Annotated in this window: 17 protein-coding genes, 1 pseudogene and 1 riboswitch; of the genes and pseudogenes, 8 read left to right on the top strand and 10 right to left on the bottom strand. The window is 71.3% G+C overall.

Translation table 11 applies throughout. The features are described 5' to 3' along the window. Positions 1 to 276 precede the first annotated feature (276 nt). Positions 277 to 1002 carry a lysophospholipid acyltransferase family protein gene (locus ACIQWG_RS01025; RefSeq protein ID WP_404088872.1) on the top strand — a complete coding sequence of 242 codons (726 nt, stop codon included), beginning with the start codon at positions 277 to 279 and terminating at the stop codon, positions 1000 to 1002. 33 nt (positions 1003 to 1035) lie between these two features. On the opposite strand, the gene ACIQWG_RS01020 is transcribed toward ACIQWG_RS01025, so the two are convergent. The 7 genes from ACIQWG_RS01020 to ACIQWG_RS00990 all read right to left on the bottom strand — a co-directional run bounded on the left by ACIQWG_RS01020 (position 1036) and on the right by ACIQWG_RS00990 (position 6306). Beyond that, complete coding sequence (locus ACIQWG_RS01020) at positions 1036 to 1794, bottom strand: urease accessory protein UreD (protein ID WP_404088871.1); 759 nt, start codon at positions 1792 to 1794, stop codon at positions 1036 to 1038. Beyond that, positions 1782 to 2459 carry an urease accessory protein UreG gene (gene ureG / locus ACIQWG_RS01015; RefSeq protein WP_404088870.1) on the bottom strand — a complete coding sequence of 226 codons (678 nt, stop codon included), beginning with the start codon at positions 2457 to 2459 and terminating at the stop codon, positions 1782 to 1784. Before ureG ends, ACIQWG_RS01020 begins: the two co-directional genes overlap by 13 nt. 71 nt (positions 2460 to 2530) lie before the next feature. Next, positions 2531 to 3205: an urease accessory protein UreF gene (locus ACIQWG_RS01010; protein WP_404088868.1), complete on the bottom strand. Its 675-nt coding sequence runs from the start codon at positions 3203 to 3205 to the stop codon at positions 2531 to 2533. After that, positions 3205 to 4926 (bottom strand): urease subunit alpha, encoded by a 1722-nt coding sequence (locus ACIQWG_RS01005; RefSeq protein WP_404088866.1) that lies wholly within the window; start codon positions 4924 to 4926, stop codon positions 3205 to 3207. Before ACIQWG_RS01005 ends, ACIQWG_RS01010 begins: the two co-directional genes overlap by 1 nt. Next, positions 4919 to 5230 (bottom strand): urease subunit beta, encoded by a 312-nt coding sequence (locus ACIQWG_RS01000; RefSeq protein WP_404088864.1) that lies wholly within the window; start codon positions 5228 to 5230, stop codon positions 4919 to 4921. Before ACIQWG_RS01000 ends, ACIQWG_RS01005 begins: the two co-directional genes overlap by 8 nt. A gap of 11 nt (positions 5231 to 5241) precedes the next feature. Further along, entirely contained in the window at positions 5242 to 5544 is a 303-nt protein-coding gene (locus tag ACIQWG_RS00995; protein ID WP_037740020.1) for an urease subunit gamma, read from the bottom strand. A 129-nt stretch (positions 5545 to 5673) separates the two neighbouring features. Beyond that, the gene (locus ACIQWG_RS00990; RefSeq protein WP_404088862.1) at positions 5674 to 6306 is read right to left on the bottom strand and encodes a TetR/AcrR family transcriptional regulator; all 633 of its coding nucleotides are present in this window, start codon (positions 6304 to 6306) and stop codon (positions 5674 to 5676) included. A 146-nt stretch (positions 6307 to 6452) separates the two neighbouring features. Here ACIQWG_RS00990 and ACIQWG_RS00985 point away from each other — a divergent pair, with 146 nt between their 5' ends. Then, positions 6453 to 7475, top strand: coding sequence for an ABC transporter permease (locus ACIQWG_RS00985; RefSeq protein WP_404088860.1), 1023 nt, complete (start codon positions 6453 to 6455; stop codon positions 7473 to 7475). A gap of 92 nt (positions 7476 to 7567) precedes the next feature. Here the strand turns inward: ACIQWG_RS00985 and ACIQWG_RS00980 are convergent, their stop codons facing one another. Beyond that, the gene (locus ACIQWG_RS00980) at positions 7568 to 7846 is read right to left on the bottom strand and encodes a type II toxin-antitoxin system Phd/YefM family antitoxin (RefSeq protein WP_404088858.1); all 279 of its coding nucleotides are present in this window, start codon (positions 7844 to 7846) and stop codon (positions 7568 to 7570) included. Between the two features lie 68 nt (positions 7847 to 7914). Between ACIQWG_RS00980 and ACIQWG_RS00975 the strand changes: the two genes are divergently transcribed. From ACIQWG_RS00975 to ACIQWG_RS00965, 3 genes and pseudogenes are all read left to right on the top strand, one after another. Continuing rightward, a complete protein-coding gene (locus ACIQWG_RS00975; RefSeq protein ID WP_404088856.1) occupies positions 7915 to 8550 on the top strand; it encodes an ATP-dependent Clp protease proteolytic subunit in 636 nt (211 codons plus the stop codon). A 7-nt stretch (positions 8551 to 8557) separates the two neighbouring features. Next, positions 8558 to 8865: pseudogene (locus tag ACIQWG_RS00970) on the top strand (hypothetical protein). 340 nt (positions 8866 to 9205) lie between these two features. After that, positions 9206 to 9416: riboswitch (cyclic di-AMP (ydaO/yuaA leader) on the top strand. Positions 9417 to 9419: 3 nt separating this feature from the next. Further along, on the top strand, positions 9420 to 9893 hold the full coding sequence (locus ACIQWG_RS00965; RefSeq protein ID WP_404088854.1) for a C40 family peptidase: 474 nt from the start codon (positions 9420 to 9422) through the stop codon (positions 9891 to 9893). A 53-nt stretch (positions 9894 to 9946) separates the two neighbouring features. Here the strand turns inward: ACIQWG_RS00965 and ACIQWG_RS00960 are convergent, their stop codons facing one another. Then, entirely contained in the window at positions 9947 to 10561 is a 615-nt protein-coding gene (locus ACIQWG_RS00960; RefSeq protein ID WP_404088852.1) for a LysE family translocator, read from the bottom strand. A 139-nt stretch (positions 10562 to 10700) separates the two neighbouring features. Between ACIQWG_RS00960 and ACIQWG_RS00955 the strand changes: the two genes are divergently transcribed. Beyond that, positions 10701 to 11627 (top strand): LysR family transcriptional regulator, encoded by a 927-nt coding sequence (locus tag ACIQWG_RS00955; RefSeq protein WP_404088851.1) that lies wholly within the window; start codon positions 10701 to 10703, stop codon positions 11625 to 11627. Between the two features lie 5 nt (positions 11628 to 11632). On the opposite strand, the gene ACIQWG_RS00950 is transcribed toward ACIQWG_RS00955, so the two are convergent. Beyond that, positions 11633 to 12091 carry an ATP-binding protein gene (locus ACIQWG_RS00950; protein ID WP_404088849.1) on the bottom strand — a complete coding sequence of 153 codons (459 nt, stop codon included), beginning with the start codon at positions 12089 to 12091 and terminating at the stop codon, positions 11633 to 11635. 213 nt (positions 12092 to 12304) lie between these two features. On the opposite strand from ACIQWG_RS00950, the gene ACIQWG_RS00945 reads away from it, so the two are divergent. Then, on the top strand, positions 12305 to 13174 hold the full coding sequence (locus ACIQWG_RS00945; RefSeq protein WP_404088847.1) for a helix-turn-helix domain-containing protein: 870 nt from the start codon (positions 12305 to 12307) through the stop codon (positions 13172 to 13174). Between the two features lie 9 nt (positions 13175 to 13183). After that, complete coding sequence (locus tag ACIQWG_RS00940; RefSeq protein ID WP_404088845.1) at positions 13184 to 13411, top strand: DUF397 domain-containing protein; 228 nt, start codon at positions 13184 to 13186, stop codon at positions 13409 to 13411. Positions 13412 to 13479 lie beyond the last annotated feature (68 nt).

The following is a 13479-nucleotide window of genomic DNA, read 5'->3' as shown; positions in this document are numbered from 1 at the left end:
CCGTGGATCACGATCACGCCAATCGCCGCAGGCGGGTTGCCGCGGCCCGACCCGGAACACCAGGCTGGTCCGGCGGCCCTCCCCATCCGCGAACGACACCGGTCCGACGTCCACCTGACATCCAGTCAGGAACATCGGTATGGGTCGGTATCCGTCCGTCCCGGCCCGGTTCCGGCGGCCCACCCCTGCGCCTACACTGGCACCCCCACGGCACGCTGGTTGACCTGCCAGAACACGGCGGCCCGAGCTGATCCCCCCGAGTGAGGAGCGCCCCCCTTGTTCTACTACGTACTGAAATACGTGCTGTTGGGACCGCTGCTGAGACTGGTCTTCCGGCCTCGAATAGAGGGCCTGGAGCACGTGCCGGCCACGGGCGCGGCCATCATCGCGGGCAACCACCTGTCCTTCTCGGACCACTTCCTGATGCCGGCGATACTCAAGCGGCGCATCACCTTCCTCGCGAAGAAGGAGTACTTCACCGGCCCCGGCATCAAGGGCCGGCTGACCGCCGCCTTCTTCCGCAGCGCCGGACAGATCCCGGTCGACCGCACCGGCAAGGAGGCGGGCCAGGCCGCGATCCGCGAGGGCCTCGGCGTCCTGAGCAAGGACGAACTGCTCGGCATCTACCCCGAGGGCACCCGCTCGCACGACGGCCGCCTCTACAAGGGCAAGGTCGGCGTCGCCGTGATGGCCCTGAAGGCAAAGGTCCCCGTCATCCCCTGCGCGATGATCGGCACCTTCGAGGCGCAGCCTCCGGGCAAGGTCATCCCGAACATCCACCCCGTGAAGATCCGCTTCGGCGAGCCCCTGGACTTCTCCCGCTACGACGGCATGGAGAACGAGAAGGCCATCCTGCGCGCCATCACCGACGAGATCATGTACGCGATCCTGTCGCTGTCCGAGCAGGAGTACGTCGACCAGTACGCGGCGGTCGTCAAGGCCGAGGAGACCGCCGCCAAGGCGGACAAGGAGCGCAGGTTCCTCCGGCTGCCCAGCCGCTGACCCGACGCCGCCGACCGCGTGGGCCGGCGGCCCTCACCCCAGTGACGCCAAGGCCTCGTCGAGCAACCCACGCAACCGCAACGCATCATCCGCCACCGCGCTGACCAGAACGGCCGGCCCGGCAAGCGGCATCACCGCGGCACCGCCCCCCAGCACCCCGGCCGCCACCGGGGCCCGCGCGAACTCCGGCCGCACGACGACCAACTGCCCCACGGCACGACACCCACCCAGCCCCGCGGGACCGTCCCAGCCACCCGGCGCACCGGGCCCACAGGCCAACTCCTGGTCGAGCACCATCCGCCCCGCGACCCGCACCCGGATCCGGCTGTTGAGTCGGCCGGGCTCCTCCCCCGCGCGCCCGAGCACCTGCTCCTCACGCAGCACCAGCCGCCCGGCCGCACCGACGTCGACGCGGGTCATCACGGTCAGATCGCTGCCCCGGGCGGCGATCAACTGCTCGGGCAGCCAGTGCAGTTCACCGCCGTCGGCCACGGACAGCCGTACGTCGTAGCGGGCCTCGTCCTTGCCCTGCCCCGGCAGCGCGATGGTGGCCGCCGCCGATCCGACGCGCAGCCGGGCGCCCTGTTCCACATCGGCCTCGACGGTGAAGTGATCCCCGCCCAGCGGCCCGCTCATCGCGCCGACGAGCACGACCCGCGCCTCGGCGCCGCTCCCCCGGGTCCGCCGGAGCGCCAGGGGTCCGCCGCCGTCGAGGACGGGCAGCGCCGTGCCGCCCCGCCCGTCGTCCCGGGCGACGATCCGCGCGAGCGCCCGTACCCTCACCTGGTCCACGCCGCGAGTTGTGCCCGCACCCAGCCGGCGACGTCCGTCACACCCGGTTCGCTGCGCAACGACTGGAAGACGACCGGCAGTTCGGCGCGCTGCGCCTTGGCGTCCGCGGCCATCCGGGCCAGGTCGGAGCCGACGTACGGCGCGAGGTCCGTCTTGTTGACGACGAGCAGGTCGGCGGTGGTGACCCCGGGACCGCCCTTGCGGGGGATGTCGTCGCCTCCGGCCACGTCGATCACGAAGATCTGGGCGTCGACGAGCCCCTTGGAGAAGGTGGCGGTCAGATTGTCACCGCCGGACTCGACGAGGATGAGATCGAGCGGCCCGACCTCGTCCTCCAGATCCTCGACGGCTTCGAGGTTCGCGGAGATGTCGTCCCGGATCGCGGTGTGCGGACAGGCCCCCGTCTCCACCGCCGTGATCCGCTCGGGCGGCAGCACGGCCTCCCGCAACAGGAACTCGGCGTCCTCCCGCGTGTAGATGTCGTTCGTGACGACGGCCAGGGACAGTTCGTCCCGCAGGACCCGGCACAGCGCCGCGACGGTCGCCGTCTTCCCTGACCCGACGGGTCCACCGAGCCCGATCCGCAGGGCCCGGCGCGATCCGTCGGGACGGCGGGCGTCGGCGCTGACGGCAGCGGGGCCCTGGTGGGAGTGGTCGAGGTGCATGGCGCTCCTTCGCTATGAGATCTACGGATCTAGAGGGGACTGACCCGGCGGGATGGCCGGGGGGGTGCTCGCTACGACGCGAAGAGCCGCACCGGCCAAGCGGCGTGCACCTCCGCCCCGATCTCCAGCAACGCCCCCGACACCGCCGGTAGTTCATCGACCCCGCCCTCGGTCACCCGGCGCCCGGCCTCCACCCCCCGGTCCACGACCCGGTCCACCTCGGGCGCCAACCGGGCCAGCACAGCCGTGGCGTCGAAGGGGTCGAGGCTCAGCAGCCGCACCGTCGCACTCGCCGGCCCGCTCACGCTCTCGTACGCCGCGCAGTACGCCGCCTCGACCGCCCCCAGCCCCGCCGCGCGGGCCACGGTCCCCAGCACGACCGGCTGATGGGCGCCCTTGGGGAACCGACTTGCCAGGGCGTCGAGTTCGGCCGACGGCCAGGTCGCCCGAGCCGCCCGGGTCAGCTGCCGGCCGAGCTTGCGCGCGGCCAGCCGCAGGGCGGGCGACGGTGTGCGCGCGTCGGCCGCCTCGTCCAGAGCGACCGCGTCGACGCCGAGCGCGGCGGCCGCGGCGAGCGAGGCCGCGACCAGCCCGGCGGTGTGCAACCGCCCCCGGCAGAAGTCCTCCAGGCCGGCGGCGTCGGTGATCCGCCCCGCCTTGACCGCCGCCTCCGCCCCGCCGGAGTGCGCGTGCCCTCCGGCGGGGAAACGCCCGTCGGCCAGGACGAGCAGTGCCGCGCGCGACATCAGAAGAGGAAGTAGCGCTGGGCCATGGGCAGTTCGGCGGCCGGAGCGGCCTCGACCAGCTCCCCGTCGATGTGCACGGCGAAGCTGTCGGGGTCGATCCGCACATCCGGGCGCGCGTCGTTCTCCCGCATGTCGGCCTTGGTGACACCGCGCGTCGACTCGATGGCCACGAACCGCTTCCCGAGCTGGAGCCGCTCCGGGAGCCCGTCCTCGACGGCGAGCGGCGCCACGAAGTTGACCGAGTTGGACGCCGGGGCCCGCCCGATCGCGCCGAACATCGGTCGGGGCAGGATCGGCTGCGGGGTGGGGATCGAGGCGTTGGCGTCGCCCATCTGCGCGTACGCGATCTGCCCGCCCTTGATGACGAGCTGCGGCTTGACCCCGAAGAACGCCGGCTCCCACAGCACCAGGTCGGCGAGCTTGCCGCTCTCCACGGAGCCGATCTCGCGGCCGAGGCCCTGCGCGAGCGCGGGGTTGATCGTGTACTTGGCCACGTACCGCCGCACCCGGAGGTTGTCGGCCCGTCCGTCCCCCGGCAGCGCGCCGCGCCGCCGCTTCATCACATGCGCGCTCTGCCAGGTCCGCATGACGACCTCGCCCACCCGCCCCATGGCCTGCGAGTCGGAGGAGATGATCGAGATCGCGCCGAGGTCGTGCAGTATGTCCTCCGCCCCGATGGTCGACGGCCGGATCCGGGACTCGGCGAAGGCGAGGTCCTCGGGGACGGCCGCGTTGAGGTGGTGGCACACCATCAGCATGTCGAGGTGTTCCTCGGCGGTGTTGACGGTGAACGGCCGCGTCGGGTTGGTCGAGCTGGGCAGCACGTGCGGCTCGGAGACTACGGTCATGATGTCCGGCGCGTGCCCGCCGCCCGCACCCTCGGTGTGGTACGCGTGGATGCCCCGGCCGCCGATGGCGGCGAGCGTGTCGCCGACGAAGCCGGCCTCGTTCAGTGTGTCGGTGTGGATGGCGACCTGGATGCCGGTCCGGTCGGCGACGGTCAGCGAGGCGTCGATGACGGCCGGCGTGGAGCCCCAGTCCTCGTGCAGCTTGAGGCCGAGCGCGCCGCCGCGGATCTGGGACAGCATCGCCTCGTGGGAGACGGTGTTGCCCTTGCCCAACAGGCCGACGTTGACGGGGTGTTCCTCCATCGCCTCCAGCATCCGGGCCAGATGCCAGGGGCCGGGGGTGACGGTGGTCGCCTTGGAGCCCTCGGCGGGTCCGGTGCCGCCGCCGACGAGCGTGGTGATGCCGGAGGCGAGGGCCTCGTCGGCGATCTGGGGGCAGATGAAGTGGACGTGCGCGTCGATGGCACCGGCGGTGAGGATCCGTCCGTTGCCCGCGATGATCTCGGTCTCGGGGCCGATGACCAGGTCCGGGTGCACCCCGTCCATGGTGTCGGGGTTGCCCGCCTTGCCGATGCCGGTGATCCGGCCGTCGCGGATGCCGACGTCGGCCTTGACGATGCCCCAGTGGTCGACGATCACGACGCCGGTGATCACGGTGTCCGGGGTGCCCTCGGCGCGCGTGGCCCGGGACTGGCCCATGGACTCGCGGATCACCTTGCCACCGCCGAACACGGCCTCGTCCCCGGCGAGTCCGGGACCGCCGGAGCGGTCCTCCTCGATCTCGACCAGCAGATCGGTGTCGGCGAGCCGGATGCGGTCACCGGTCGTCGGGCCGAACAGGTCGGCGTACGCGGCGCGGGAGATCTCAGGCATCGAGGGCACCTCCGGTCTCGGCGCGCAGACCGGGCACGACCCGGGCGCCGGTGAGCGGGACGAGCTCGACCTCGACGGGGATGCCGGGCTCGAAGCGTACGGCGGTGCCGGCGGCGATGTTCAGCCGCTTGCCGCGGGCGGCGGCACGGTCGAGCTCCAGGCCCGGGTTGGCCTCCGCGAAGTGGTAGTGGGAGCCGACCTGGACGGGCCGGTCGGCGGTGTTGAGGACGGTGAGACGGGTGACCTCCCGGCCCTCGTTGTATGCGATCGGGCCGTCGGCGAAGAGGATCTCTCCGGGAATCATCGAGGCCCCCTTCACACGATCGGGTCGTGGACGGTGACGAGTTTGGTGCCGTCCGGGAAGGTCGCCTCGACCTGGACGTCGTGGATCATCTCGGGGATGCCCGCCATGACGTCGTCGCGGGTGAGCAGCTTGCGGCCGGAGGACATCAGCTCGGCGACGGTGCGGCCGTCGCGCGCGCCCTCCAGGATGTGCGAGGTGATGAGGGCGACCGCCTCGGGGTGGTTGAGCTTGAGCCCGCGGGCCCGGCGCTTCTCGGCGACGTCGGCCGCCACGTGGATGAGCAGTCGCTCTTGCTCGTGCGGGGTCAGTTGCACGTCCCACCTCACAGTCCTCGCTCCGGACCGTGCGGGGTCCGGTTTCCGCGGCCACCGGGCCGAAGTCCCTGGTGGCGTGGATCCGCAGGCTAGTTGGACCGCGTTTCGGGCAAGTTAACCAAGCTGTGATCAGCCGGTTACGGAGCCGTCGTCCCGCATGCTCATCAGCGCGCGCAGACCGTCCCGGAGCACCTCGACCGGGGCGGGCCCGAAGAGGGACTGCTGGGCGATGAAGCCCAGCACGGACGCGATCATCGTGCGCGCCACATCGTCGGGCGCCACGTCGGCCCGCATCATCCCGGCCTTCTGGTAGCCCTCGACGATCTGCCCCCAGGCCGCGCGCACCGACAGATAGCCCTCCCTGAGGATCGCCGCCAGCTCCTCGTTGCGCAGGGTCTCCGTCCACACCTGGACGACGAGCCGCGGAAACGCGGGCCGGCCGTCGACGACCAGGGACTCGCGGGCGGCGAGTGTCCGGCCGAGCACGGAGGTGACGAGTTCGTCCGGCGGCGGGGGCGGGGTCTGGCGCGCCGCCTCCTCGAAGGCCGCGCGGACCGAGCCGAGCACCTCGGAGACGATCGCGCCGATCAGCTCCTCCTTGCCGCTGAAGTAGCGGTACACCGCGCCTGCCGACAGGTCGACCTCCTTCAGCACGTCCTGCATGGACGTGGCGTGGAAGCCGTTGCGGGCGAAGCAGATCGAGGCGCCGTCGAGGATCTGCCGGCGGCGGGCGTCGAGGTGTTCCTGGGATACGCGGGCCATGGTCCAAAACTAAAACGAACATTCCTTCTTGACAAGGGAGCGAGGTCGGGAGGACGGTGGTGGCGTCAGCAAAACGAACGATCCTTCTTTTTAGCCGTCGCAGAAGCGACCTCCAGCCACCACCCTCAGACGTCCAGGGAGCCTCCATGTCCACGCCCTCCGCTACACCGCGCCCCAGGCACACGGCGGCCCCCCGACGCCTGATCGCGATCGTCGTGCTCGTCCCCGTCCTCGCCGCGCTCGCTTTGTGGGCGTTCGCCTGGCCGGCCGCCCGCACGGCCCCGCGCGACCTGCCGCTCGGCGTGGCGGGACCGGCCGCCGCCACGGCCCAGGTCGAGCAGCGACTCGAGCGGAACGAGGGCGCGTTCGACCTCCACCGCTACGCCGACGAGACCGCCGCCCGTGAGGCTGTCGAGGACCGGACCGTGTACGGCGCCGTCGTCGTGACTCCGGAGGGCCCGAAGCTGCTGACCGCGTCGGCCGCGAGCCCCGTCGTCGCCCAGCTCCTACAGCAGGCGGTGACCCAGCAGGCCGCCGCCGAGGGCACCCAGGTCAAGACCGTCGACGTCGTGCCCGCCCCCGAGAACGACCCGCGCGGCGCGGCCCTGAACGCGAGCGTCCTGCCGCTCGCCCTGGCCGGCATGGCGGCCGGCGCCGCGGTGACCCTGCTCGGGCTGCGGGGCATCCGCGCCGCGAGCGCGCTGGTCGTGGCCGCCGCGCTGATCGGCGTGGTCGCGGCGGCGATCGCGCACAGCTGGCTGGGCGTGCTCACCGGCGACTGGTGGGCGGAGGCCGGGGTCCTGGCGCTGGCGACGCTGGCCGTGAGCGCCGGCGTGGCGGGACTGGCCGCGCTCGTCGGCACCGCCGGCATCGGGATCGTGGCCGGCACGGTGATGCTGTTCGGCAACCCCTTCTCCGGCGCCGCCTCGGCCCCGCAGATGCTGCCCGAGCCGGCCGGCGCGATCGGCCAGTGGCTGCCGCCGGGCGCGGGCACGACCCTGCTGCGCTCGGTGTCCTTCTTCGACGGCGCCGCGGCGACCGGCCCGGCCCTGACGCTGGCCTGGTGGGCCGCACTGGGACTCAGTGCGGTACTGCTCGGCGCCGCGCTCAAGGCCCGCAGGACCACCACCGAGCCCGCCACCGACCGCGAACTGGCGCCCGTCGGCTGACCCCCGACCACACCGAACCGACCGTGCGCCCCCGCTGTAGCGGACGGGGGTGCACGGTCTCGTTGTGCGCGCTGGGGAGGGGCCGGCCCGCGCTAGGAGGGGTTCGGCCCCCGGTGCTCCGCGGCGATGCCGAAGCGCCGGTGTTCACGGGGAGCGGACGCGACCTCGTGGACGCGGGAGACCGCGCCGATCACCTGGTCGTCGGCGGGGGCGTCGAGGGCGTCGAGTCGCTCCAGGTCAGCGGCGGAGACAAGGGCGATCAGGGGCTTGCCGTGCCGCGTCACGACGACGCGCTCGCCGCCGTACACCACTCGGTTGATGAGGTCGGCGAGTTCAGCCCGGGCTTGCGTCACCGGAATCTCGTAGGCCATGCTCCCCACATTACGTCATGTACGTCCTGTACATTTTTTACAGGCACCCCGGCAAGGGAGCGTGAGTCATGACCCGACCGTCCGCCCGCTACGTACTGCCCGAGTTCACCGAACGCACGAGCTCAGGCCTCAGGACGCAGGATCCGTATTCCAAGCTGCTGGAGGAACGGATCGTCTTCCTCGGCACACCGGTCGACGACACCTCGGCGAACGACGTGATGGCGCAGTTCATGTACCTGGAGCACAAGGACCCGGACCAGGACATCTCGCTGTACGTCAATTCACCCGGCGGCTCGTTCAGCGCGATGTCGGCGATCTACGACACGATGCGGTTCGTCGCCTGCGACGTGGAGACGGTCTGCCTGGGCCAGGCCGGCTCCTCCGCCGCCGTACTGCTGGCCGCGGGCACGCCCGGCAAGCGGTTCGCACTGCCCGGGGCCCGGGTGGTGATCCATCAGCCGGGCCTGCCCGAACCGGTCCAGGGGCAGGCAAGCGATCTGGCGATCCAGGCCGAGGAACTGACGCGCGTCCGTGCCCGCCTGGAGGAGATGCTCGCCGAACACACCGGCCGCAGCCGCACGCAGGTGGCCGAGGACATCGAGCGGGACAAGATCCTCACCGCCGAAGAGGCCCTGGAGTACGGGCTGGTGGACCGCATCATCCCCCACCGCAAAGCCACGCTCGCGTCGCCCACGGGGCGGTGATCGGCCGGTGCTGCCACCCGAGTTGCCGCCGCTGCCCGCGCTGACCCGCGCGGAGGCGAGCTGATCGACCGTTACCTCGACGTGGTGGACCTGCTCGGCCGGATCAACCCGGCCCAGCACGGCGACACCTATCGCGGACTGCGTGCGGCCCAGGCGCTCGTGAGCAAGGCGGCCGAGCTGCGGGACGCGCTGGCGCTGATGCACCGGCGTGGCGAGACGGAGCTGCACGCCCCCACGCTGGCGCGTGCGTTGCGCGTGCTGGACGGAGAGCGCCGGACGGCTCGTGTCACGGTGCCGCCGCGCTCCGACAGTTGACGACGCACACAGGCGATTCCGGACGCTTCGACCCACTGACGAGGCGTCCGGATGCGAGCCGAAACGGACCGAACGGGGTACCCCCTTTCGGCGTAGTCGCCCGCCCTTTTTCGCGCCCGTCAAGGTTGCGCAACAGGTAGTACCGCCAGGCGGATTTGGGTGTTCCGCCGCTGGTCCGGGACTCCTCGGCCCCCTGGACACCCGCGCACGCCGGGGGGCACCCACCCGAACGGGTGAGTGGTGAGTAACCCCACAAATCCCCGATTCCGTTGGGTATTTCGCTCATCCGTGCGTCAAGATCCCTGACTGACGACAAGCCCCCGCCACAGCGGCGGGGCGGTCCGGGCGGACGCCGAGTCCTGCCGCCGCCCGGATGCCCGGTCGACAGGAGTGGATCGGCAGGAGTGGAGGACCCGAGCAAGACGGGTCGCCGGAGCGGACGTTCGTTCGAACCGAGCAGCCCTTGGGGTGAAGCCGCGACCTCGCGGCCGGGCAACTTCGCCAGCCCGAATCCGACAGGTCATCCTTCTCAGGCGGCTGACGAAGGGTTGCGCATGACTGCGCTCAATCGTGTCCCGTCGCTCATGGTCCGGGCCGGAACGGCTTCGGCTCTCACCATCGCCGCAGTGGGCGGCTCGATAGTGGCACCCGGCTTCACCTCCGAGGCCGAGGCCGCCACGCCGGCGTCGAAGGCACTCAAGGTCGCGGCCTCGAAGAAGGGCGCCCCCTACAGGTGGGGCGCCACCGGGCCGAACCGGTTCGACTGCTCCGGGCTCACGCTGTACTCGTACAAGAAGGCCGGCAAGAAGCTGCCTCGTACGGCGGCCCAGCAGTACAACAAGACGCGCCACATCTCCGCCAAGAACCGCAAGGCCGGGGACCTGGTGTTCTTCCACTCGGGGTCGTACGTCTACCACGTCGGCATCTACGCCGGGAAGGGCAGGATCTGGCACTCCCCGAAGTCCGGGGACGTCGTGAAACTTCAGCGGATCTGGACCAGGAGCGTCTGGTACGGCCGGGTCAAGTGACCCTCCCGGGGGCGGTGACGGCGACCTGACCTGCCGTCACCGCTCCTGGGGCCTCAGAGAGCCGCCAGCGGCCCGGCGAGCAGCGCCACGCCGAAGGCCGTCAGCGCGACGCCGGTGACGAGCGTGACGGCCCGCGCGGCGCGCGGGCGGCGCAGCCACCTGCCGAGCCGGTCCACCAGCAGGGCGACGACCTGGAACCACACCAGCGCGATCGCCAGCACGATCAGGGCCAGCAACAGGGTCCTGGGCAGCGCGGGAGCGCCCGCGGGCACGAACTGCGGCAGCACGCTGAGGAAGGTCAGCGACGCCTTCGGGTTGAGGGCGTTGGTGACGAAGCCCTGCCGCAGGGGCCGTGCGGTGGAGTCCTCGCGCTCGTCCAGCACGTCGGTGTGCCGGTGCCGCAGTGTCTGGACGCCCAGGTAGAGCACGTAGACGCCGCCGACCACCTGGAGGGCGCGGAACAGCGCCGGTACGGCGGCCAGGACCGCGGCGACCCCCACCACGGCCAGCGTCACATGGACCAGCAGCCCGGCCCCGATCCCGAGCGCGCAGGCGATGCCCGCCCGGCGGGAGACGAGGGCGTTGCGTACGACCACGGTGAAGTCGGCCCCGGGCATGGCGACCAGGCCGGCCGAGACTCCGGTGAAGGCGATGAGCTGAGCGTCCATGCGGTCCAGACTGCCGCGCGGAGGCCTTCAGTAGGTATTTCGGATATTCTGGGTTTACCTAAAGCACTGCTTAAGCCTGAAGTCCATTGCTGAGCCCACGGCCCTTGAAGCGTTGACCTGAGTCAGATCGGCGGCCCGTATGTACGACCCGACCCGGCTCGCCGCCCTCGTGGCGGTCGCGGAGGCGGGTTCGATCACTCGGGCGGCGGAGCGGCTCGGCTACACCACGCCCGCGCTGTCGCAGCAGTTGGCCAAGCTGGAGCGCGAGGCGGGCACCGCCCTGCTGGTACGGCACCACCGAGGGGCTCGGCTGACGGGGGCGGGCGAGCTGCTGGTGGCCCGGGCCCGGCGCGTGCTGGACGAGCTGGAGCGGGCCCGGCACGAGCTGGCACGGCTGACCGGGCTGACGGGCGGCACGCTGCGGCTCGGCACCTTCCAGACCGCGGGCATCCATCTGCTGCCCCCGGTGCTCAGCGCCTTCCGCCGGGCGCACCCGGACGTGGAGCTGACGGTCGCCGACTACGAGCCCTCGGCCGGTGTCGCCGCGGTGGCGGCGGGCGAGATCGACCTGGCGCTGAGCCACGCCTACGAGCCGGGAGATCCGATGCCGCTGCCCGCGGCTGTCGGCGTCGAGCCGATCCTGGTCGAGGAGCTGGTCCTGGTGTCCGCTCCGGGCCACGTCCTCACCAGCGGCACCGCGCGGCTTGCGCTGGCCGAGCTCGCCGGACAGCCCCTGATCAGCATGGCGCCGGACGCTCCGGCGCGGCGGGGCGTGGAGGAGGCGCTGGCCGGTGCCGGTGCCACTCCCTCGGTGCTGGTGCCGACGCCCGGATATCTGCTGGTGTGCGCGCTGGCGAGCGCCGGGCTCGGGGTGGCGGTGGTGCCGGAGATGGTGGCGCGCACGTCGGTCACTCCGGTCGGGGTGCGCGCGCTGGAAGGCGGGCGGTTGCGCCGTACGGTCTCGGTCGCCTTCCGGAGCGAGGAGGCGGCGCCCGCGGCGGATGCCTTCCGGGCCCTGCTGCGCGGTGCGTTCGGCCGGTCCTCGGGGCCGCCGCAGCAGGTCTGAGGGGGCTATGAGTCCTGTGGTGCGACGGCGCCGACCGGCGCGGCGGGCACGGTCCAGGGCAGTTCGATGGAGACGGTCTTGCCGCCCTCGCGGGTCGGGCGCACTCTCAGTTTGCCGCCGCACTCCGCGGTCAGCCAGCGGATGATCACCATGCCGCGTCCGTTGTCCTGCTGCACGGCGGCCGGTAGTCGCTTGGGGAAACGCGGATGGCTGTCGGTGACCCCGATGCGCAGGTGTTCGTCACGGTCGAGGGCGAGGTCCACCGTGAAGGTGGGTGACTGGCCGAGGGTGTGTTGTACGGCGTTGGTGGTGAGTTCGGAGACGATCAGGCGGATGGTGTCGGCCACTTCCGTATCGGGTGGCAGTCCCCACTCCGCGAGGGTGGTGAGCACATAGGCCCGGGCCGCGGAGACCGAGGCGGGATCGCTCGGCAGAGTGACGGATGCTTCCAGATGATCTGCCATGGCGACGTCGTCCCTTTCCCACGGGACCGCAGTCCGACACGGAGCGGATGGTTCGAGTACGGTCCCGGACTGGTGCTTCGTCGCCAGACTGCCATTACCGCGCCCGTCACGGGTGGCGATCCACCAAGATATGCATATATCTGTCGCTCGAAGCGGTGAACTCTGCGACGGCAGACCGTATTTGGGCGGCTCGATTGGAGTAAGGAGTTGCCCATGCAGCACGGTCCCGCGGTGCGCCGCCGAAAACTGGGCGCGGAACTGCGCACGTTGCGCACCGGGGCGGGGCTCACCAGTGGTGAGGCGGCCCGGTTGGCAGGCTGGCACCAGTCCAAGGTGAGCCGGATCGAGACCGGCGCCAGCGGGGTGAAACCGGCCGATGTGCGGTTACTGCTCGACGTCTACGGCGTACAGGACGCGCAACTGCGCGAGTTGCTCCTGGTGTTGGCGGGGTCCGACGACGGTGGTGGCCGGCACAACTGGTGGCACGCGTACCGCGGCGTTCTGCCGCCGACGTACCGGGATTTCATCAGCCTGGAGTCCCAGGCGAGGGCGATGCGCACGCTGGAGACGTCCGTGGTACCGGGGCTGCTTCAGACGCCGGAGTACGCCCGCGCGGTGACCCGGGCCGCGGTGGGCGGGCTCGACCCGGAGGCCGACGACCGCCTCGACGCGCTGGTCGCGGTGCGGCTGGCCAGGCAGGACGTGCTGCGGGCCGATCCGCCGCTGAAGCTGAGCGCGGTGCTGGACGAGGCGGTGCTGCGCCGCGAGATCGGCGGGCCCGAGGTGATGGCGCGGCAGTTGCGCCGGCTGACGGAGGCGGCGCGGCTGCCCCAAGTCAGCCTCCAGGTGCTGCCGTTCAGGGCCGGTGAGCATATCGGCATCACCGGGCCTTTCGTTATCTTCTCTTTTTCGAGCACTTCTGATCTGGATGTGGTTGTTCTCGACCACTTGACGAGTAGCCTCTACCTCGAACGGAAAGAAGACCTCCAGGCCTACACGGAGGCCTTCAACGCCCTTCGGATCCATGCCCTTTCGCCCGAGGAATCGCTGGATTACATCGCCGCGCTAGGTGGCGGCGCGTAAGGAGGCACCATGACCGCACTGCCTCGGAACCTGCCCTCAAGTGCAGAACTGCCCGGGGTGCGATGGCTGCGCAGCAGCTACAGCACGGGCGCGAACAACTGTGTCGAGACGGCACGGCCGCACTCCGGTCCACAGGCCGGACTGCTCGCCGTACGTGACTCCAAGGACCCGGCCGGACCCGCGCTGCTCTTCTCCCCCGAGAGCTGGGCGGGCTTCACGACCGCGTTCCACTCCTGATCGTTCCGATCAGATCTGATCGATTCCGGTCAGTTCCGTCAGGGGCGAGAGCAGGGCCGTGTCACGCC

The sequence above is a fragment of the Streptomyces sp. NPDC098781 genome, assembly GCF_044759995.1.
Lineage (GTDB): Bacteria > Actinomycetota > Actinomycetes > Streptomycetales > Streptomycetaceae > Streptomyces.
Note: the sequence above shows the minus strand (reverse complement) of the source record. Positions and strands in the feature narration are given on the sequence as shown.